Source organism: Nocardia sp. NPDC059691, assembly GCF_042733915.1.
Classification (GTDB): Bacteria; Actinomycetota; Actinomycetes; order Mycobacteriales; family Mycobacteriaceae; genus Nocardia; species Nocardia sichangensis.
Window position 1 is genome coordinate 673,477 of record NZ_JBHWFB010000001.1, and the last position, 17,758, is coordinate 691,234.

Consider the following 17,758-nt stretch of genomic DNA (forward strand, 5'->3'; position numbering starts at 1 on the left):
CCATGTGGCGGTGTTCGCGGCCGCGCTGGGGGGGTTAGGGCGCGGGCTCGCGGCTATTTGGCTCTTGCGTCGTTGCCTGGAAGTTCGCTATCAATGGGCCGCGAACACCCAGCGCCGCAGGCGCTGGAAAAACAAACACAGCCGAAAAACACGGTAGGTTGACCCCTCGTGGGTAAAAGCAAGCGCAACAGTCCTAAGCCCGGTGGGAACCGGGCGCAGCGTCTCGCCGAGCGGCGGGCGGCGCAGGAGCAGGCGGCACAAGTCGTCACCCGTCCGTTCGAGGGCCTGGCCGCGGAGTGCGATCTGGTCGCGCTGCGCGAATTCGTTCCCTCGGCCACCGCCCGGTTGACGCTGGCGGCCGAGGTCGCGGCGGAGCGGCCGGTCGTGCTCGCAACGGTGCTGCCCGGCGCGGTGGCCGCGTTGGTGCGCGCCGGTGACGAGCCCAGCGGTTACGTCGGCGCGCAGGTGCAGTTCCAGGGCGCGGATCCGGCCGCCGATCTGGCCGCGGCGATCCTATGGACCCAGTCCGCCGAGCCCGGTGATTCGCTGACCTCGGTGGAAAGCGTCGCGGGAGGCCCGCGGCTGGCCGATGTCATCGATCCCGCCGCGAGCCTGGACTTGACCGTGCACCAGGACTTCGACTGGTGGGTGCCCGCAGGGGTCGAGCCGGACCCGCAGGTCGCCGCCACCATCGAGCAGGCCAAACAGGCGATCATGCCCTCGGCGCGGCTCGGGCTCGCCGCCGACACGATCGGTGCCGCCTGGTGGGTGGACGCGGGCGAGAAGGCGCATATCCGCTGGGTGCGGCCGGAGGACGAGGACGCGCTCATGCTGGCGCTGGCCCGGTTGCACGCCTCCGGCGGTCTGCACCTCGGCGAAGGTTCCCGATTCGCGGGGTCGTTCCGCACGCATGGAGTGCTGGTCCCGGTCTTCGACCTGGACCGCGAGCGGCACCCCGACGAATGGGTCGAGCCCGCAACGGAATTCGGCGCTCGCCTGTCCGAGGCGCTGGCCGTCGACGCCCCGTTGACCTCCGACGAGCGGCGCTCCCGCGACGGCCTGCGGTCGCGTCAGGTCACCTTGCGCTGAGCCCGGATATCGGGAGACTTCGGCGGAAACGCTCTTTTTCGGCGGCCGTGTTTTCCGGTTGCCGCCGGTGCGGCTGGGAATATAGGAAAGACTCACCAAACCACTGCGAAATGTGGTGGAACCGTCGTTTACGCCGACATTCCGACTCGCCGTCCGATAGAACGCTCAACAGCGACAGGCCCGGTTCCTGATACGGAACCGGGCCTGTTTCACCTATTCGGCGAACGCCGTCAGACGGAGCCGCCCGCCGCCGAAGGCGCGCCGGAGGCGTCGCTCGGGCCGCTCATTTCCCGGGCGACGAATTCCTCCAGGTCGAACAGGTTCGACCCGGCGCGATCGGCGATGGTGAGCAGGGTGGTCATGTTCGCGACTTCCTCGACTTGCTCCTTGAGGAACCACTGCATGAACTGTTCGCCCAGGTAGTCGCCCTCTTCGCGGGCGGTGCTCGCCAGCTGGATGATCTGCTCGGTGACCGTCTTCTCCTGGGTCAGTGCGAGCGCGATCGGCTCCCTGGCGTTCTCGAACCGCGATTTCGCGGCATCGATGCCGGAAATATCGACGCTGATATCCCGGTCCAGGAAGTACTGCACGATCATCATCGCGTGATTGCGTTCCTCGACGGCCTGCTTGTAGAACCGCTTGGCCAGCTGCGGGAGATCGGCATTGTCGAACCACACCGCAATCGCGATGTACTGATGCTCGGCATTGAATTCGTGCCGGATCTGATCGTGCAACAGGCTGTGAAATTTGCTGCGGGGTGATTCCGGATGGCTTGACATGGCATCGACATTAGCGCTGGTCAAGACCCATGTCATCCAAGTGCAGCCTTATTGAGGCTAGTGTTGCCTAATTAATTCTTCGCCGCTCCAGCCATTTTCGGCGCCGGGATATCGGTGCGCGGCCGCGGCCGTGTCTCCCGGGCGACGAACTCCTCGACGTCGAACAACTGCCCGTCGGCACGGTCGATCACGGCCAGCAACGTGCTCATCCCGGCGACGTTCTTCACCTGATCGGCGAGGAACCACCCGATGAAGCGTTCGCCGAGATAATCGCCGGAGGTGCGGGCAGTGTGGGCCAGATCGCTGATCCGGGCGCTGCGGACCTGCTCGATCTCCAGCAGCGAAGCGACCGCGCCGCGCGGGCTTTCGAAGGTGGACTCGATCTCGTCCAAGCCGCCGATCTGCACCGGGAGATCCCGGTCCAGCAGGTACTGCACCATGCGCAGCGAATTGCCGTAGTGCTCGCGTGACCGGTCGTAGGCGTGTCCGGCCAACTGTGGCAGTCTGCGTGAGTCGAAGTACACGGCGGCCGCGAGATATTGCTGGGCAGTGGTGAATCCGTGACGGATCTGGGTGCGCAGCAAGTCGGGAAAGGACTCGTCGGCCTCGTCGATGTCCGGCATGGCATCGACGCTACCGCGTCAGCAGGTCCTCCGGGATCGGACGGTCGCCGGCGAGCGCGTCGAAGAACCGGCCCGCTTTGGCCTTGTCCCATAGCAGGACGTTGCCGCTGTCGGTGTCCTCGAATCCGCCGACCGGTACCGCCGTGGCAATGGTGTCGCCACGCAGCGCCCAGCCCAGGCCGCCCAGATCCCAGATGTGGTCGCCGTTGTCGACCTTCAGCGACTTGGCGGTGTCGGTGGCCAGCGGCCAGAGCTTGAACGGATTGGCCAGCGTGGCCCCACTGGTCGCCTTCTTCAGCAGGGCGGCCATGAAGATCCGCTGGTTGTTCATCCGGTCCAGGTCGGCGAGCGCGGTCGCGCGACTGCGGACGAAACCCAACGCCTGTGGTCCGTTGAGTCGCTGGCAGCCCGCGGGCAGGTCGATGCCGGCGAGGGGGTCGTCGATCGGTTTGGGCACGCACACGTCGATGCCGCCGAGCGTATCGACCACGCTGGCGAAGCCGCCGAAGCCGATCTGCGCGTAGTGATCGATCCGCAGGCCGGTGGCGATCTCCACGGTCTGGACCAGCAGCGCGGGGCCGCCGATGGCGAACGCGGCGTTCAGTTTGTCCTTGCCCTGGCCCGGGATGCTGACGTACGAGTCGCGCGGCAGGCTGACCAGCGTGGTCTTCCCCGACTGCGGCACGTGCACGAGCATGATCGTGTCGGTGCGCTCGGGGCCCACCTCACCGCCGGTGGCGAGTTCCCGCTCCTGCTCGGCAGTCAGTCCGCCACGGCCGTCGGACCCGACCAACAGCCAGTTCGTGCCGGGTGTGTCGCCGACGCGCTTGGCGTAGTTCGCCAGCGCGGGGATGCGGTTGAGCGAGTTGTCCAACTTGATGACGGCGCCGACGGCGGCGAGCACCAGGACCAGCAGGATCACCAGGAACCAGCGGAAAGGGTGGCGCTTGCGGCGCGGTCGTGGAGCCCGCGGCGGACGCCCGCCGCGTGGCGGCACCGGTGGGGGGCCTTCGCGGAACGGCCTCGGTTTCCGGGGCGGCGTGTGCGGCGGACCTTCGTGATACGGAACCGGCCGCTGTGTCGGCGCGTGCGGCGGAACTTCGTGATGCGGCACCGGGCGCTGCGTGGGGGCGTGCCTGCGGGCCGGGGGAGGCGGCGGCATTCGACGCGCCTGTTCGGGCGGGACCTGCGAATACGCCAGCGGCTGTGCGTGGGGGTCGGCGGTTCCATCACGGCGCACGACCTGCGTGGGCTCGATCGGCGGCGGACCGCCGGACCCCGGAGGCGGCATTCGACGGCGCATCGGAGGTTCACCGGGTCTGCCGGGCGGCGGCATCCGGCGCGTATGCGCGTTGCGCTGGGGGTCGTCGCCGTTCATCACTGGAACTCTACTTATCGGGCGGTTGTGACGTGCCGCATGCGGACGCGGGCGCACGCGGAAGCGGCGCTGTTCCGTAATTCGCAGGCGGCACCAGGTTGTTAGCGCTGCCGAGGGCACAGTTGCGTCACGGCAGCCACGAAACATGGCCGCGCAGAACGGTGTAGCCGATGTAGGCGACCGCATCGATGGTCGCATGGGCGAGGACCAGCGGCCACAGCCGATTCGTGCGCTGCCAATAGCGGCCGAATATGACGCCCATCACAAAGTTTCCGAGCCCGCCGCCGATTCCTTGGTACAAGTGATAGCTGCCCCGCAGCACAGCCGAGGCCAGCAGAGCCGAGTTCGCCGACCATCCGAGCCTGCGCAGCCGGGTGAGCAGGAACGCGACCACGATGACCTCTTCGGCCAAGGCGTTCGCGCAGGCCGAGAGGACGAGCGCGGGCAGTCGCCACCAGTAGTCGCCGAGCGAGGCGGGGACGATCGTCACGCTGACGCCGAGTGCGTGCGCGGCGAGATACAGCCCGAGTCCCGGCAACCCGATGATCGCGGCCAGCGTCAAGCCGGGTAGCACGTCGGCGCGCCAACGGAGCCGGTTCGCCAGCCCGATCAGTCGCGGGCCGATGCCCCCGCGCCACAGCAGATATAGGCCGAGCGCGGCCCAGCCGAACAGCCGCAGCACGCTGAGCAGCTGGAACAGCAGGTCGATGGTGGACTGCGTGGCTCGCGACGGATTCAGCGCGACGGTCCGTCCGCCGATCCCGCCCGGGGCGAGCGCGCTCTCCACCAGCGAGAGCGCGGCGCTGAGCCCGCTGAGCCCGAACGTGACCAGCAGCACCACGGCGATCTCGAGTTTGATCGCCAGCCGCTCCCGATCGGTCGGCTCGGCCTCGTCCCACTCGGCTCTGGACTCCGCACGCATGGGTCGAATCTATTGCGCTCGTCCGCCGCGGCGTGCGGCGCGTCGGTATGTGAACTGCCTGGTGCGTCGTCGGCGTCTCCGCTGCGGCGCATGCTTCCGGGCCTGGTGTCCCAACCCGGCCCGCCACTCGGTCGAGCTCGGACATCGGGTCTGCGCGCGCTGCGGCGAGCAGCCGCCTCCGGCTCACCGGAGCATCCGTCCAAACGACGGTTCACCGAAGGAGGGTGCGACCAAGCGGCGCTGGATCAGCCCGGGCACGATGCGCTCGAGGCAGCCGGACCGCTCACCGCGGATTCGCCACAGGTCGGGATCGAACGAATCGGCGTGGTTGACGTCCGTCGTCTGCCCGCGTTGAACGAATCGGTGCGATTGTCGTTCGCCGCGTTGGTGTGCGTGTCAGCCGAGCAGCCAACCGTGCGTCGGGAATGCGTGCGCCCAGCCGATGCGCCGCCCGTCTCTCACCCTCATTCCGCCGCTGTCACCAGCAACGCGGTCAGCGCGGCCGTCGCGCGGGTCGTCGAGTCCGGCGCTCCGCTGCGCAGCGTGGTCAACTGCGGCGGTTGTCCACAACATCTGCGGGCAGGGGCCATGGAACGCTATCTCGTCCGTCTTCTCGGGCCGGTCATCCCGTTCTTCGCCTTGGTACTTCCGTTCGCCGGCCCGATGCCGCTGAAGATCGTCTTGATCGTGCGGCGGGTCAGATCCGGCGCAATCCATTGAGGAACGGGCAGCCCGCCAGCGTGCGTACGGCGCGGCTGAGCCCCTCGATGTCGTGCGCCGGTGCGCTGAACGGCAAGCGGAAGTCGTGGTCGCCGTCGTGTCCTTCCACCCGCAGCGTGAGCCCGTACCGGTCGATGGCCAGCGGGTGCACGATGCCGCGCCGCAGGTGTGGCGGCAGATGCCTGGCCAGCTGGGCGACGACGTCGGCGTGATCGGCCTGCATGTGCTGCAGCCACGCGGATTCCATGGCGCAGAACGGATCCGGCTGTGCCAGGCGCAGTTCGTCGCTGCGCACCGATTCCGCGCCGGTCGAGTCGGCCACCACCGCGGAGTCGATCACCAGCCGCAGCAGGGTGGCACCGAAGCCGATGTCGAGCAGGCCCGGATGCGGGTAATCCTTGGCCACCTCGGCGGCCAGGGCGCGCTGCGCCTGGGTGGGCACCGCCCGTACCCAACCGCGCAGCCAGACCAACGCGCGCACCGGCTCGCGCAGCGGCAGCGGGGCGTGGTCGGTGAGCTCCAGCACCGCGGGCGCGCCGTGGTCTCCGGAGTTGCCCGCCAGGATCGCGGCGACCGAGGCCGTCGGCACCGCGATCACGGCATCGCCGCACTGCCGTACGTGGTGCACGGACGCGGGCGTCGGATCGATGCCCGGCATGGCCAGCACCGCTTGCTCCGCGTGCGCGCATGCGCTGCGCACTCGCTCGGCGGTGGACGGTGCGAAGGTCGAGGACGGACGCGGCATACAAACCTCCGTGGAGCGTGGCGCGCTTGACTGTTGATTAGGTTACCCTAAGCTAAGTGACGAGGCGGGGTTCCGCAAGCGTTCCGATCCGGCTGATCGCAGCGAACTGGATCGGTTCCGGTCGAACCGGGTTGTTACGGTGAGGGCGTGTCGGAAGGGACGGAATTCGCAGAACCGGTGCTGGTGACGTTGTCGACGCCGCCGCGGCGCAGTCTGGTCGACGGGCTGGTCCGCAACATCGGCGCAAGTCCCGCCGCGCCGACGCTGGAGCTGGACGCGCCCGACACCGGGATCGCCGACTTCCTCGCACACGTGGCCCACTCCGATACCGGCTTCGTCGCGCGCACTTCCTCGGGGGAACGGGCGCTGGCCATCGTCGCCGCCACAGCCGCCGCCCTGTGCGGCGAGGACATCGTCGCGGCCCTGTGCGCCCCCGACATCGCCTTCCTGACCTCGCTGAAACCGCCGGCCGTCGAGGCGGTCCGTTCGGTCCTGCGCGCCATCGAGACCGAGGCCGCGGACCGGGTGAACGCCGCATTGCGCGTGCTCAACGGAGGTTGAACACCACTAGGGCGGTCCTGGAACAGATGACCGGGACCGGCAGGCCCTTCGCGATTGGTGGGGAGCCGGGCGAGCGCGCAAGTAATCTCGTAACCGTGCCGCGAATCGCGTACTTCGGGCCGTCCGGAACGTTCACCGAGATGGCCCTCGCTCAATTGGAATCCTCGGGAGCCTTCGCCGGGCCCGTCGAGCGGATCGCCGCGCCCAGCCAAGGCGCCGCGCTCGACCTGATCCGCTCCGGTGACGTGGATGGCGCGGTGGTGCCGATCGAGAGTTCCGTGGAGGGGTCGATCTCGGCGACGCTCGACTCCCTGGCAATCGGTCCGCGCCTGCAGATCGTCGCCGAGACCGAACTCGAAGTGAGTTTCACGATCCTCGGCAAGCCGGGCACGGCGTTACCCGACGTGCGCACTCTCGCCGCATACCCCGTGGCCGCCGCGCAGGTCCGGCTGTGGGTGGCGCGGCATCTGCCGCAGGCGCAGCCCTACACCTCGGCGTCCAACGCCGCCGCCGCCGAGGACGTGGTGGCGGGCCACGCGGACGCGGCCGTGTCGACCGCCCTGGCCGGAGAGCGGCTGGGATTGATCGCGCTGGCCTCCGGGGTGGCCGATCACGAGCAGGCGATCACGCGGTTCGTGCTGTGCACCCGGCCCACCGCGGCGCCGCACGCCACCGGCGCCGACCGCACCTCGATCGTGCTCGAGCTGCCGAACGTACCGGGCTCGCTGATGCGCGCCTTCGCCGAGTTCGCCACGCGCGGTATCGATCTGACCAGGATCGAGTCCCGGCCCACCCGAACGGGCATGGGCACCTACCGTTTCTATCTGGACTGCGTCGGGCACATCGACGACACCGCGGTGGCCGAGGCGCTCAAGGCGCTGCACCGCACCGCGCGGATCCGCTTTCTCGGATCTTGGCCGGCGACTTCCGCGACCGGTACGCCACCACCGTCGGACGAAGCGTCCGCGGAGTGGTTGATCCAGCTGAGAAAGGGGATGGCCGACCTATGACCGGGAGGTTGATTCTGGTCCGGCACGGCGAGACCGAGGGCAATGTCGCCAAGCTGCTGGACACCCGGATTCCCGGGTTGCCCCTGACCGAACGCGGTGCGGCACAAGCGAAGACGTTCGGTGAGGGCCTGCTCCGCCCGCCGCAGGTGCTGTTCTCCTCGGCGGCGCTGCGCGCGCGCCAGACCGCGAGCTACATCGAGGCGGCGACCGGTGTCGCCGCCATGGTGCTCGACGGACTGCACGAGGTACAGGCCGGCGACCTGGAGGGAGAACACAGCGAGGAGGCGCACCAGACCTTCCAGCGGATCTACCGTGCCTGGCACGAGGGCGATCTCACGCTGCGGGTGCCCGGCGGCGAATCCGCCCAGGATGTGCTGGATCGGTACCTGCCCGCGATCGAGGAGCTGCGGAATACGTATCTGTCACCGAATGACGCCGCGCACGGTGACGTGATGGTGGTCAGTCACGGTGCGGCCATGCGGCTCGTCGGCCGCACGCTCTCGGATGTGCGTCCGCCGTTCACCACGAACAACCACTTGGACAACACCGAGACCATCGAACTGGTACCGATGCCGGACGGCGGGTGGGAGTGCATTCGGTGGGGACGATTCACGCCGCCATTCGGCTACGAGGTCGCACCGACTTCGGACGATCCCATGGGTTAGCGACGCTCGCTCGGTGCTTCAGGACAGCTTCGGATTCCGCGGGAACTCTTCGCGTTCCGGTAGGAAGTTGATCAGATCCTGCACGGCCGTGCGCAGTCGCGCGGGAGTCCCGCTGCTGAGCGACGTCCACTTCACACCGTCGTCGGACCTGCTCGCGGTCGCGATGAATCGGCCCGCGCGCGTGTTGAAGACGGCGATGTGGTTGTCGGCCGCGTCTCGGGTGCCATCGCCGTAGATCACACCGACGATCTCGGCATACGAGTGGATCTCGACCAGAGCCGCGGCCAAGGTCTTCGCGTCCTGGGCCGGGTTGCCCACCTTCGCCAGCCGTTCCGCGGTGGCCGCGGCGTCGCCGGTGTCGCCGAAGATCGTGGCCAGCTCTTCGGTCGGGGCGTTCATGCCGTACAGCTCGAGCGGCTCGGCATAGCCGAGTGCCGCGAGAACCGTTCCGGGCAAGTCGTTTCCCGCCTCGTCGATGACGTAGGAGTCCTGTCCCCGAAGGGCGACGACCGGGAGGTCGACGCCCTTCGCCAGACAGAAGCGGCTCACCCAACCATCGACGACCAACCGCAGCGCGATGATCCAGTGGGGCCGGTGTAGCGCGCGGAGCCGATTCTCCAGATCACGATGCAGCACATCGTCGATCAGGAGTTCCCGCTGGGCGAGCGACTCGGCGGCCGCGTCCATCGCCGCTTTGTGGTCGGTCAGATTGTCGTACCGTGCCCTCGCGTTCAGGACGACGGGAACCTCGATCTGCAGTTTCTCTACGAGGAACTGCATTTCGTCGAGCGACAGGACGACCGCGTCGAGCGTCGACGGGCTGCGGCCCGCACCGAGTACGGTCACCTAACCGTCCCGGTGAGGTCACCGCCGATGACCCCATCGGCGGTGAAGCGGCCGTCGTTGAAGTGCTCGGTCGACCGCAGGTAGTCCCGGCCGTCGTGTTCGGTCTCGTCGTCCTCGTCGCTGCGCGCCTGGTTACCGAGCAAGGGGTTGCCGTTGCCGGTGTTGGCGGGCCGGACCGGCGCCGCCTCGACGCCCTTGACCGCGACGCTCTCCTGCACCGGAGCCGTGCTGCCACCGATCGTGCCGTTGGAGCCCCAGCCTTCAGGAAGCTTGAGCGAGCCGCTGCTGATGCCCGCCGCCGATCCGAGACCGGAGAACGACACGGCACGCGTCGCCGCACCGGTAGCCGTGGCTGCCGCACCGATACCCATGGCCATGGGAGCCATGCCGGAGAAGGAGGGCGCGGAGCTGGTGGTGGCCGCTGCGATCGCGCTGCCCGCGACATTTCCGACGGTGGAGACACCGGTGGTGGCGATCGAGCCGACGGCCTGAGCGGCCTGGGTGGCAGCGCTCGCCACCCCGGGGTTGCTCAGGAACGCCTGGGTGGCGGCCACGGCAGCCTGGATCGGATCGGCCGGGACCTCGGTGGTCGTGTCCGCCGCCTGCTCGGGACTTGCCGTCCCCGCGCCCTTGGCGATCGCCGGCGGCAACAGGAACTCGGCGGGCGTGGCGACCATGGCGCTGGTCGCGGCCTCATAGGTCTCCATGACCAGCGCGGCACGGATGTCCATCGCGTTCCTGGCGACTTCGGCGGCTTCGAACGCACCGCTCAACACGCCCGGCGGGTTCGCCGACGCGGCCAAAGCGGTGTTGACGGCCGCGATCTCGGGCGGGCTCGGCATCGCCAGCGCGGCGACGGTGTAGGCGGTGGCGTTCGCCGCGGCCTTGGCGCCCATCGCGGCCGCCTGCACGCCCTGCTGCTCGGACCAGCCGAGGAAGCCGGTGAGCTTGCCCAGTGCGGCGATGCCGTTGATGCCCTGCATTCCGACGCCGAGTTCGGCCATCACCCTGGCGACCGTCGTCGTCGCGTCGATCCAGGCGGCGGTGAGCCCGCCCCATGCGGTGGCGGCGGCCGAGATCGGAATCGCGTGCGCGCCCGCGTGAAGTGTGGCCGAATTGATCTCCGACGGGCGCGCCGCCCAGATCACCCCGGTGACTCCTGCAACCATGTCTGACTTCTCCCCTGCTTAAAAGCGTTGCTGATGGATCTCGCTTGCGGAACTACACCTGGATGGCGCTGATGCCGGCGGCGCGGACCACGTCGCCCGCGACGTGCTGGGCCAGCTGCATGCGCAGCGTCGCCGCGGCGTGGTGGCATTCCAGAATCGCCTGCGCGATCGCGCGATCGTGCGACATCGCCCCCTGATTGAAATGGCTCGCGCTGAGGAAGGAGACTTCCTCCGCCCCGGAGGGCAGCACGTGCGTCGCGGGCGCGGTGATCGCCGCGGCGGCGGCCAGACGTTCGGCGACGAGGTCGAGTTCGGCCGCGGCGGCGAGAATGGCTTCGGGTGCGATCAGTACATGTCCAACCATGACTCGACTCCTTCTAGTGGCTGTGGGGCGGAACCACGAGAATTCCCCCTTCGAGTGATAGGACGCGACAGCAACGCGATCGGTTCCATCGAATCCCCAATTTTTCGATCTCCGTGCCGATTACACACCCACCGCTGGTGGTGCGCAATACAGCTCGGTTCAGACTATCCCCATCCCAGCTGATGCAGGCGGTCTTCGTCAATGCCGAAATAGTGTGCGATCTCGTGGATCACGGTGATCGCCACCTCTTCCACCACTTCGGACTCGTCGGCGCAGTGTTCGAGGATCGCCTCGCGGTAGATGGTCACGGTGTCGGGAAGCGCTCCGCCGTAATGACTGCCACGCTCGGTGAGGGCGATGCCGTGATACAGACCGAGCAGATGTGGATTCTCCGGATCGCGCGGCTCGATCAGCACGACCACGTTGTCGATCGCGCGGGTCAGCTCGGGCGGGATGAGATCCAGTGCGTCGCCGACCAATTCCTCGAACCGGTCGGCGGACATCGTCACGGGCATCGGCGCTCGGCTACCTCGGCTGGGGCTGCGGCGGCAGGGGCGCGGCGCCCGGCAGCGGTGCGGGCGTGGAACGTCCGTTGTTCGGCGGCGGCACCGGAGCCTGGCCGTTGATCAGGATCTCGCCCTTGGCCGACCCGGTGATCGGCGCGAAGCCCTCCCGATCGGCTCCCTTGCCGATCATGCAGTCCAGCTTGCGGCTGCCCGCCATCCAACTGCGGGCATCGATGTAGTCGAAGAACAGCGTGAGCGTCTTGTTCCGGATGACGTCCGGCCCGCCCAGGTAGTCGGTCGACGTGCGGGTGCACTCCTCCTCGACGAACTTGTCCTGGTCGTCCTTCGCGGGCGGGCCCCCGTTGAAGTGGGCGGCCAGATCGACGGTGGAGACGATCTCCACGGCGTGCGGCTGGGCGCAGTCCACCGGATCGGTGGGCAGGTTCTGGTTGATGCCGAGGCACACGCCCGCCTCGTACACCTTGGACTGATCGTGCTCGGTGGCGCTGCCGACCGACGGCGGGGTGCCGACGCTGGCCGCGATCTGCAGGCCGCAGCGCAGGGTGCGGTCACCGTGCTGCCAGCCGTCCGGGCTCGGATACATCAGCCCGACGATGTACTTGCCGCGCGGATCGAACCGGCCCGACATGTACTTCTGCACCGCGGGCACGCAGTGCTCCTCTTTCAACTCGGTCAGGCGCAACGAGTCCGGGAACCGCGAGCCGGGACCGAACTCCTTGCCCGGATACCTGCTCATGTCGATGTCGGCCGCGACCTCGAACATGTGCTTGCTCGAGCAGTTCACCTTGGCCAGGTCCGATCGGTCCGGCTTGGTCCAGCTCAGGCAGTCGCCCTTCGCCGCGGTGCCGAACTCCTTCTCCAGCACCGGCTGCGCCGGGGCGCCGGGATTGTGCGCCTCCAGGCCCTTCTCGTTGTCGAAGCCGGTGACGAACAGCGTCACCAGGGCCGCCACCACGGCGCCGACGGCCACCGCGAGCAGGCCCCAGCGCAAGGTGGGGGCCGACAGATGCAGATCGCGCAGCTCGCCGTCGGCGAGGGCGGCTCTGGCCGAGTCGAACGAGCGCCGTACCGAGTCGGCGCGCGACGAAGCGCCGCGCTTGGGCGCCTGCGGGGACCGGGACATGCGTTCGGATGACATCGCGGTCCATCATGGCAGTGTCGGTGCCGCGGTGCCACGACCTGCCCCGATCGGCGCGGCACGGGCCACGAGCGATTCAGCCGCGCAGGGCCGAAAGGAAGACGCCGGGCAATCGGGCGGGGTTGGCGTCGGCGTAGAACTCGGTGAGCCTGCGCCCGGTGGTCGCTGCGGTGGCGTTGCCGACGAACCACGGCGGCTTCGGAGAGAGGGCGAGTTCGCCGCCCAGCAGCGAGCGCGGCACCGGCCGGAACGGGCCGTGCACCACGGTGCGCTCCACATCGTCGAGCAGCAGGGCGTTGTGCACCACGCCGATACCGCTCTGCACGTCGTCGAGGGTGTGCCCAGGGAATGCTCCCCAGGCGGCACGCGGCGCGAGGAAGGCCAGACCGGTCCAGCTGTTCACCGCGATCGCGCCGTAGCGCAGCCGTTCGATCGCGCGGTCGAAGGCGACACCGAGCCTGCGGATGGTCGTCGGATCGGCGATCAGGTTCGCGCCGAGCGTGCCGGTCAGCTCGGCGTTGGCGAAGTCCACCGCGCGTTGCAAGAACTCGCCGCCCGTGTAGGGCAACTCCACCACGCCCAGCACGGGGGAGAAGTACTCCGTGCGCAGCAGCGGCGAGCCGGTGCGCGGCAGTCCGCCGACCAGCACCCGTCCCGCGCCGAGACGCTCGGCCTCCGGGTACGAGGCCAGCGCGTCGGCGACCCGCGCGTCGCTGCCCGGGTAGTAGGCCGTGCGCTGTGGCGCCCGCTCCATGGCCAGGCGGAGTTCGGCGAGGAACTCGTCCTTGCGGTCCCACTCGGAGCCGATCACCACCGCCTGCGCGGCCACGCAGTTGTAGCCGCCGTTGTGCAGCCGTTGGGTGGCCACGTGCTCGGCCTGATAGCGCAGATCGGCGTCGGACCAGTCGCCGGGCACCACGATGGTCGGCGAGACGCCGCCCAGTTCGCTGCTGATCGGCTTGTCCAGCAGTGGCCGGTTGTGCTGCTTGCGTTCCGCGCCCTCGGCGCCAGGGCCCCACACGATGGCGTCGTGGGTCTGCGCGCTGCCGGTCATGTGCACGTGCGCGACGTCCGGATGACGCACCAGGTAACCGCCCTGCTGCGCGCCGCCGGTGAGGATTCGCAGCGCGCCGATCTCCAGCAGCGGTTCGAACACCATCTCGAACACGGTGAACAGCGGGTCGGTGATCGGGTTGAGCTTCAGCGCGACCACCCGGTTGTGCGCGAACAGCTCGTACAGCGCGTCCAGCGGCGGAATCGAGGTGATGTTGCCAGCGCCGAGCACGGCGCCGATCCCGCCGGTCGCGGTGGGATCGAGCTGGGCGAGTCCGGCTCGCCGACGGGCGGCGTCGGCGTCGACGCCGGGACGCAGCCACACCTCGCCGCGGAAACCGTTGAGCAGCAAGCGATCGTAGACGCCGAACGGGAATACCGGCACCGCCAACCGCCCGCCAGGCGCCTCCCGCAGCGTGATGCCCGCCAGTGGACTTCGCCCGGTCTCCAGCGCGGCCAGGGTCGCCGACAGCGCGGCCGTGGCTTGCAGCAGCGTGAGCGGCCCGGACATCCACTCCTCACCGACCAGCGCGGAGTGCTCGCCGAGATCCTTGACGACGCACGCCGCGCGCACCCAGTCCTCCGCGAGGCGGCCGGTCCTGGCGTGGATCTCGTCGAGCAGCGCGCGGCGGCGGCGCAGCGACGTCGCGGCCCACACTTTCTCGCCCGCCGCGAGATCGGCCAGCGCGTTGTCGATGGCCGTCTCGTCGAATGGGGTGCCCACAAACCCACTATGCGCGCGATCCGGGGTGGATGGTCCGCATCCTGGGATATCGGCGTGAAAGCGCAACACACCGACTACTAGGCTGATGGCCCATGATCGACCTCCGATTCCTGCGGGACAACCCGGACGCGGTCCGCGCCTCGCAGCGCGCCCGCGGCGAAGACCCCGTTCTCGTCGACGCGCTGCTCGAGGCGGACGCGGCGCGGCGTGCCGCGGTGGCCACCGCGGACAACCTGCGCGCCGAGCACAAGGCGATGGGCAAGCTGATCGGTAAGGCGAGCAAGGACGAGCGGTCCGCGCTGCTGGCGCAGGCGTCGGAGATGTCGGTCAAGGTCAAAGAGGCCGAGGCCGCCCAGCACGCCGCAGACGTGGATCTGGACACCGCGCACCGCGCCATCTCCAATGTGGTGCAGGACGGCGCACCCGCGGGTGGCGAGGCCGATTTCGTCGTGCTGCAAACGGTCGGCACGCCGCGGGAGTTCGACTTCGAGCCGAAGGACCACCTGGAGCTCGGCGAGTCGCTCGGCCTGATCGACATGGAGCGCGGCGCGAAGGTCTCCGGCGCCCGGTTCTACTTCCTGACCGGCTACGGCGCGCTGCTCCAGCTGGGAATGCTGCAGCTGGCCGCGCAGAAGGCGGTGGCCAACGGCTTCACCATGATGATTCCGCCGGTGCTGGTGCGCCCGGAGGTCATGGCGGGCACGGGGTTCCTCGGCCAGCACGCGGCGGAGGTCTACCACCTCGCCGACGACGACCTCTACTTGGTCGGCACCTCGGAGGTGCCGCTGGCGGGCTACCACTCGGACGAGATCCTCGACTTGAGCGACGGCCCCAAGCGCTATGCGGGCTGGTCGTCGTGTTTCCGCCGGGAGGCGGGCAGCTACGGCAAGGACACCCGCGGCATCATCCGGGTGCACCAGTTCGACAAGGTGGAGATGTTCGTCTTCACCACGCCCGACCAGGCCGACGCCGAACATCAGCGTCTGCTCGCCTGGGAACAGGAGATGCTCGCGGCGATCGAGGTGCCCTACCGGGTGATCGACGTCGCGGCCGGTGATCTCGGCAGCTCCGCCGCGCGCAAGTTCGACTGCGAGGCGTGGGTGCCCACGCAGCAGACCTACCGGGAGCTCACCTCGACCTCCAACTGCACCACGTACCAGGCGCGGCGGCTGGCCGTCCGCTATCGAGACGAGAACGGAAGGCCGCAGATCGCCGCGACCTTGAACGGCACGCTCGCCACCACCCGCTGGATCGTGGCCATTCTGGAGAACCACCAGCAAGCCGACGGGTCGGTCCGGGTGCCGTCCGCCCTGGTCCCGTTCGTCGGTACCGACGTGCTCCGACCGACGAATTGACAACGGACGAATGACGTTCAGGTAAATAGCTACTGGTTCGCCATGCCGTATTCCCGGGATGTGGCAACCAGGGGGATTCCTTATGTCTAGGCTATTCGTCGTGCGAGGAATCGGGTCTCGCGGCGATACCCGAACCCGGGTGCGGGCCGCGTCTGCGTTGGCGACGGCTATGGTCATGGCTCGGACCACCGGGGCGTTCTACGTCATGGGCGGGGTGCTCGGTCTGCTGATCACCGCCATCGCCCCTGGTGAAGAGGGTAATCGTCCGCTGGTAGGCGGGGCGGCAGCGGTGGCGCTGGTGCTCGGTCTCACGCTGCTCGCTTGGGGTCCACGGCTGCCGCATTCGATTCATCACGTCTATGTCGCGATCGCGACGGTGTTGGTGACGATCGCGGTGCATTCGTTCCCGAACACGGTGGGCGCGATCAGCCTCGCGGCGTTCTACGTCTTCATCGCGTGCGACGCGGCCCTGTTCTTCGCCTGGTCGCAGGCCGCCGCCCATATCGCGTTCGCCTTGGCGCTGTGCCTGTGGGTGCTGCCCGCGCGGCCGGTGACGCCCGGGTTGCCGTGGTGGTCGGGCCTGATCCCGGCCGGCGTGACCTTCGGTGTCGGCGTCGTCGTCGGGATCCTGACCAGGATGGCGTCCGAAGCCGACATCGACGTGCTCACCGGTCTGCTCAACCGGCGTGGTTTCGACCGGGCGCTGAACACCGCGATCCAGCAGGCCACCAGATCCGGGCACGGACTCGCGCTGGTGCTGGTCGACCTGGACCGCTTCCAGAAGATCAACGACCATCTCGGGCACCGCGCCGGTGACGCCGTTCTGCAGCGGGTGGCCGACACCTGGTCGAAACTTCTGGCTCCCGATCAGCGCCTGGCGCGTTACGGCGGGGACGCGTTCGCCTTGCTGCTGCCGAACACCACCGAGCAGGCCGCGATCCTGCTCACCGAACAGCTGCGCGCCGCGGTGACCACCGGCTGCTCGGCAGGCGTGACCTCCTGGCAGCCGGGCGAATCGGGGTCGCTGCTGGTCAGCCGCGCTGACGTCGGCCTGTACCGGGCCAAGCAGGCCGGACGCAACCGGACGGTGCTGGAGTCCTCGCGGCAGCTGCCGCTGGCGGTGGAACTGCGCGAGGCGATCGACCGGGGCGCCCTCGACGTGCACTACCAGCCGATCGTCAGCCTGACCGAAGGCGGCGGCAAGGCCGTCGGTGTGGAGGCGCTGCTGCGCTGGTCGTCGAGCGCGCAACCGGATGTCACCACCGAGGGCTTGATCCGCGTCGCCGAGGAATACGACCTCATCGCCGATCTGGACGAACTGGTGCTGCGCCGGGCCTGCGCGGACGCCGCCCGATTGCAGGAAACCTTCGCCCAGCTGGATCTCACACTGAACGTGAACGTCAGCGGGCTGGAGCTGGCCGAGACCGGTTACGCCGACCGGGTGGCGGGCATCCTCGCCGCCACGGGGTGGCCCGCCGACCAGCTGGTGCTCGAAGTGACCGAAAGTGAGCTGGCCGCCGAATCCCAGACCGCGATCGAGAATCTGCACACCCTGCGCGACCGTGGCGTGCGCATCGCCATCGACGACTTCGGCACGGGATACTCCTCGCTCAGCCGACTGGCCACGCTGCCGAGCGACATTCTCAAGGTCGATCAGTCCTTCGTCGCCGCGATCCGCTCGGATTCGCCCGCGCCGCCCTTGCTCGGCGTGATCGCCGCGCTCTCCAACGCGCTGGACCTGCAGGTCATCGCCGAGGGCGTGGAGACCGAATATCAGGCCGCCGTGCTCACCGAACTGGGCTTCGCGCTCGCGCAGGGGTATCACTACAGCGATTCGCATCCGGTCTCGGAGCTGATCAGCGACCTCAACGAGAACAAGGGCCGGATCGGCCAAGGCGTCACCGACCGGGAGCTGGGCGACGGAGATTCGGTTCCGGCGAACGGCTGGGTGCCGTTGCCCTGATTCGCGCGGCGACCGATTCCCTTCGACGCGCCCGAGCGGTAATTCCCTTGACGCCGCGAGGCAGGGGTGGCCATGCTGATCGGCATGCGGTTGCTCGTCTACGCCTATTGATTCGCTGGATCGCCGC

Annotated in this window: 18 protein-coding genes; 7 read left to right on the forward strand and 11 right to left on the reverse strand. The window is 68.7% G+C overall.

What is annotated here, in order from left to right:
- Positions 1–168 precede the first annotated feature (168 nt).
- Positions 169–1,089: a DUF5926 family protein gene (locus ACFV2O_RS03000; RefSeq protein WP_379249759.1), complete on the forward strand. Its 921-nt coding sequence runs from the start codon at positions 169–171 to the stop codon at positions 1,087–1,089.
- 230 nt (positions 1,090–1,319) lie between these two features.
- Here ACFV2O_RS03000 and ACFV2O_RS03005 read toward each other — a convergent pair whose 3' ends face one another.
- From ACFV2O_RS03005 to ACFV2O_RS03020, 4 genes are all read right to left on the reverse strand, one after another.
- A complete protein-coding gene (locus tag ACFV2O_RS03005) occupies positions 1,320–1,868 on the reverse strand; it encodes a ferritin (RefSeq protein WP_355073293.1) in 549 nt (182 codons plus the stop codon).
- 71 nt (positions 1,869–1,939) lie between these two features.
- The gene (locus ACFV2O_RS03010) at positions 1,940–2,491 is read right to left on the reverse strand and encodes a ferritin-like domain-containing protein (protein ID WP_355073291.1); all 552 of its coding nucleotides are present in this window, start codon (positions 2,489–2,491) and stop codon (positions 1,940–1,942) included.
- 10 nt (positions 2,492–2,501) lie between these two features.
- Positions 2,502–3,869 carry an LCP family protein gene (locus tag ACFV2O_RS03015; RefSeq protein ID WP_379249761.1) on the reverse strand — a complete coding sequence of 456 codons (1,368 nt, stop codon included), beginning with the start codon at positions 3,867–3,869 and terminating at the stop codon, positions 2,502–2,504.
- Between the two features lie 127 nt (positions 3,870–3,996).
- Entirely contained in the window at positions 3,997–4,791 is a 795-nt protein-coding gene (locus ACFV2O_RS03020; protein ID WP_379249763.1) for a CPBP family intramembrane glutamic endopeptidase, read from the reverse strand.
- A gap of 324 nt (positions 4,792–5,115) precedes the next feature.
- On the opposite strand from ACFV2O_RS03020, the gene ACFV2O_RS03025 reads away from it, so the two are divergent.
- Entirely contained in the window at positions 5,116–5,511 is a 396-nt protein-coding gene (locus ACFV2O_RS03025) for a hypothetical protein (protein ID WP_379249765.1), read from the forward strand.
- Here ACFV2O_RS03025 and ACFV2O_RS03030 read toward each other — a convergent pair.
- A complete protein-coding gene (locus tag ACFV2O_RS03030; protein ID WP_379249767.1) occupies positions 5,489–6,256 on the reverse strand; it encodes a DUF2470 domain-containing protein in 768 nt (255 codons plus the stop codon). The two genes, ACFV2O_RS03025 and ACFV2O_RS03030, sit on opposite strands and share 23 nt — an antisense overlap.
- Before the next feature lie 147 nt (positions 6,257–6,403).
- On the opposite strand from ACFV2O_RS03030, the gene ACFV2O_RS03035 reads away from it, so the two are divergent.
- The 3 genes from ACFV2O_RS03035 to ACFV2O_RS03045 all read left to right on the forward strand — a co-directional run bounded on the left by ACFV2O_RS03035 (position 6,404) and on the right by ACFV2O_RS03045 (position 8,492).
- Positions 6,404–6,817, forward strand: coding sequence for a hypothetical protein (locus ACFV2O_RS03035; RefSeq protein WP_379249769.1), 414 nt, complete (start codon positions 6,404–6,406; stop codon positions 6,815–6,817).
- A gap of 95 nt (positions 6,818–6,912) precedes the next feature.
- Complete coding sequence (gene pheA / locus ACFV2O_RS03040) at positions 6,913–7,827, forward strand: prephenate dehydratase (RefSeq protein WP_379249771.1); 915 nt, start codon at positions 6,913–6,915, stop codon at positions 7,825–7,827.
- Positions 7,824–8,492: a histidine phosphatase family protein gene (locus tag ACFV2O_RS03045; protein ID WP_379249773.1), complete on the forward strand. Its 669-nt coding sequence runs from the start codon at positions 7,824–7,826 to the stop codon at positions 8,490–8,492. Before pheA ends, ACFV2O_RS03045 begins: the two co-directional genes overlap by 4 nt.
- 18 nt (positions 8,493–8,510) lie before the next feature.
- Here ACFV2O_RS03045 and ACFV2O_RS03050 read toward each other — a convergent pair whose 3' ends face one another.
- From ACFV2O_RS03050 to ACFV2O_RS03075, 6 genes are all read right to left on the reverse strand, one after another.
- A complete protein-coding gene (locus tag ACFV2O_RS03050) occupies positions 8,511–9,338 on the reverse strand; it encodes an ESX secretion-associated protein EspG (RefSeq protein WP_356963291.1) in 828 nt (275 codons plus the stop codon).
- Entirely contained in the window at positions 9,335–10,507 is a 1,173-nt protein-coding gene (locus ACFV2O_RS03055) for a PPE family protein (protein ID WP_379249775.1), read from the reverse strand. Before ACFV2O_RS03055 ends, ACFV2O_RS03050 begins: the two co-directional genes overlap by 4 nt.
- Positions 10,508–10,559: 52 nt before the next feature.
- Positions 10,560–10,871 carry a PE domain-containing protein gene (locus ACFV2O_RS03060; RefSeq protein ID WP_159849106.1) on the reverse strand — a complete coding sequence of 104 codons (312 nt, stop codon included), beginning with the start codon at positions 10,869–10,871 and terminating at the stop codon, positions 10,560–10,562.
- 164 nt (positions 10,872–11,035) lie between these two features.
- The gene (locus ACFV2O_RS03065) at positions 11,036–11,386 is read right to left on the reverse strand and encodes a metallopeptidase family protein (RefSeq protein ID WP_379249777.1); all 351 of its coding nucleotides are present in this window, start codon (positions 11,384–11,386) and stop codon (positions 11,036–11,038) included.
- A 10-nt stretch (positions 11,387–11,396) separates the two neighbouring features.
- Positions 11,397–12,536, reverse strand: coding sequence for a septum formation family protein (locus ACFV2O_RS03070; protein WP_379249779.1), 1,140 nt, complete (start codon positions 12,534–12,536; stop codon positions 11,397–11,399).
- A 76-nt stretch (positions 12,537–12,612) separates the two neighbouring features.
- The gene (locus ACFV2O_RS03075) at positions 12,613–14,313 is read right to left on the reverse strand and encodes an aldehyde dehydrogenase family protein (protein WP_355073273.1); all 1,701 of its coding nucleotides are present in this window, start codon (positions 14,311–14,313) and stop codon (positions 12,613–12,615) included.
- A 92-nt stretch (positions 14,314–14,405) separates the two neighbouring features.
- On the opposite strand from ACFV2O_RS03075, the gene serS reads away from it, so the two are divergent.
- Together serS and ACFV2O_RS03085 are read left to right on the forward strand one after the other, a co-directional pair.
- Complete coding sequence (gene serS, locus ACFV2O_RS03080) at positions 14,406–15,668, forward strand: serine--tRNA ligase (RefSeq protein WP_355073272.1); 1,263 nt, start codon at positions 14,406–14,408, stop codon at positions 15,666–15,668.
- Between the two features lie 175 nt (positions 15,669–15,843).
- Positions 15,844–17,631 carry a bifunctional diguanylate cyclase/phosphodiesterase gene (locus ACFV2O_RS03085; RefSeq protein WP_355073270.1) on the forward strand — a complete coding sequence of 596 codons (1,788 nt, stop codon included), beginning with the start codon at positions 15,844–15,846 and terminating at the stop codon, positions 17,629–17,631.
- Positions 17,632–17,758 lie beyond the last annotated feature (127 nt).

What these genes read in the sequence shown, in the direction of transcription:
- ACFV2O_RS03010 (WP_355073291.1), bottom strand. Translation starts at nt 2,491, where the DNA reads ATGCCGGACATCGACGAGGCCGACGAGTCCTTTCCCGACTTGCTGCGC.
- ACFV2O_RS03060 (WP_159849106.1), bottom strand. Translation starts at nt 10,871, where the DNA reads ATGGTTGGACATGTACTGATCGCACCCGAAGCCATTCTCGCCGCCGCG.
- serS (WP_355073272.1), top strand. Translation starts at nt 14,406, where the DNA reads ATGATCGACCTCCGATTCCTGCGGGACAACCCGGACGCGGTCCGCGCC.
- ACFV2O_RS03020 (WP_379249763.1), bottom strand. Translation starts at nt 4,791, where the DNA reads ATGCGTGCGGAGTCCAGAGCCGAGTGGGACGAGGCCGAGCCGACCGAT.
- ACFV2O_RS03015 (WP_379249761.1), bottom strand. Translation starts at nt 3,869, where the DNA reads ATGAACGGCGACGACCCCCAGCGCAACGCGCATACGCGCCGGATGCCG.
- ACFV2O_RS03070 (WP_379249779.1), bottom strand. Translation starts at nt 12,536, where the DNA reads ATGTCATCCGAACGCATGTCCCGGTCCCCGCAGGCGCCCAAGCGCGGC.
- ACFV2O_RS03085 (WP_355073270.1), top strand. Translation starts at nt 15,844, where the DNA reads ATGGCTCGGACCACCGGGGCGTTCTACGTCATGGGCGGGGTGCTCGGT.
- ACFV2O_RS03005 (WP_355073293.1), bottom strand. Translation starts at nt 1,868, where the DNA reads ATGTCAAGCCATCCGGAATCACCCCGCAGCAAATTTCACAGCCTGTTG.
- ACFV2O_RS03030 (WP_379249767.1), bottom strand. Translation starts at nt 6,256, where the DNA reads ATGCCGCGTCCGTCCTCGACCTTCGCACCGTCCACCGCCGAGCGAGTG.
- ACFV2O_RS03045 (WP_379249773.1), top strand. Translation starts at nt 7,824, where the DNA reads ATGACCGGGAGGTTGATTCTGGTCCGGCACGGCGAGACCGAGGGCAAT.
- ACFV2O_RS03055 (WP_379249775.1), bottom strand. Translation starts at nt 10,507, where the DNA reads ATGGTTGCAGGAGTCACCGGGGTGATCTGGGCGGCGCGCCCGTCGGAG.
- ACFV2O_RS03065 (WP_379249777.1), bottom strand. Translation starts at nt 11,386, where the DNA reads ATGCCCGTGACGATGTCCGCCGACCGGTTCGAGGAATTGGTCGGCGAC.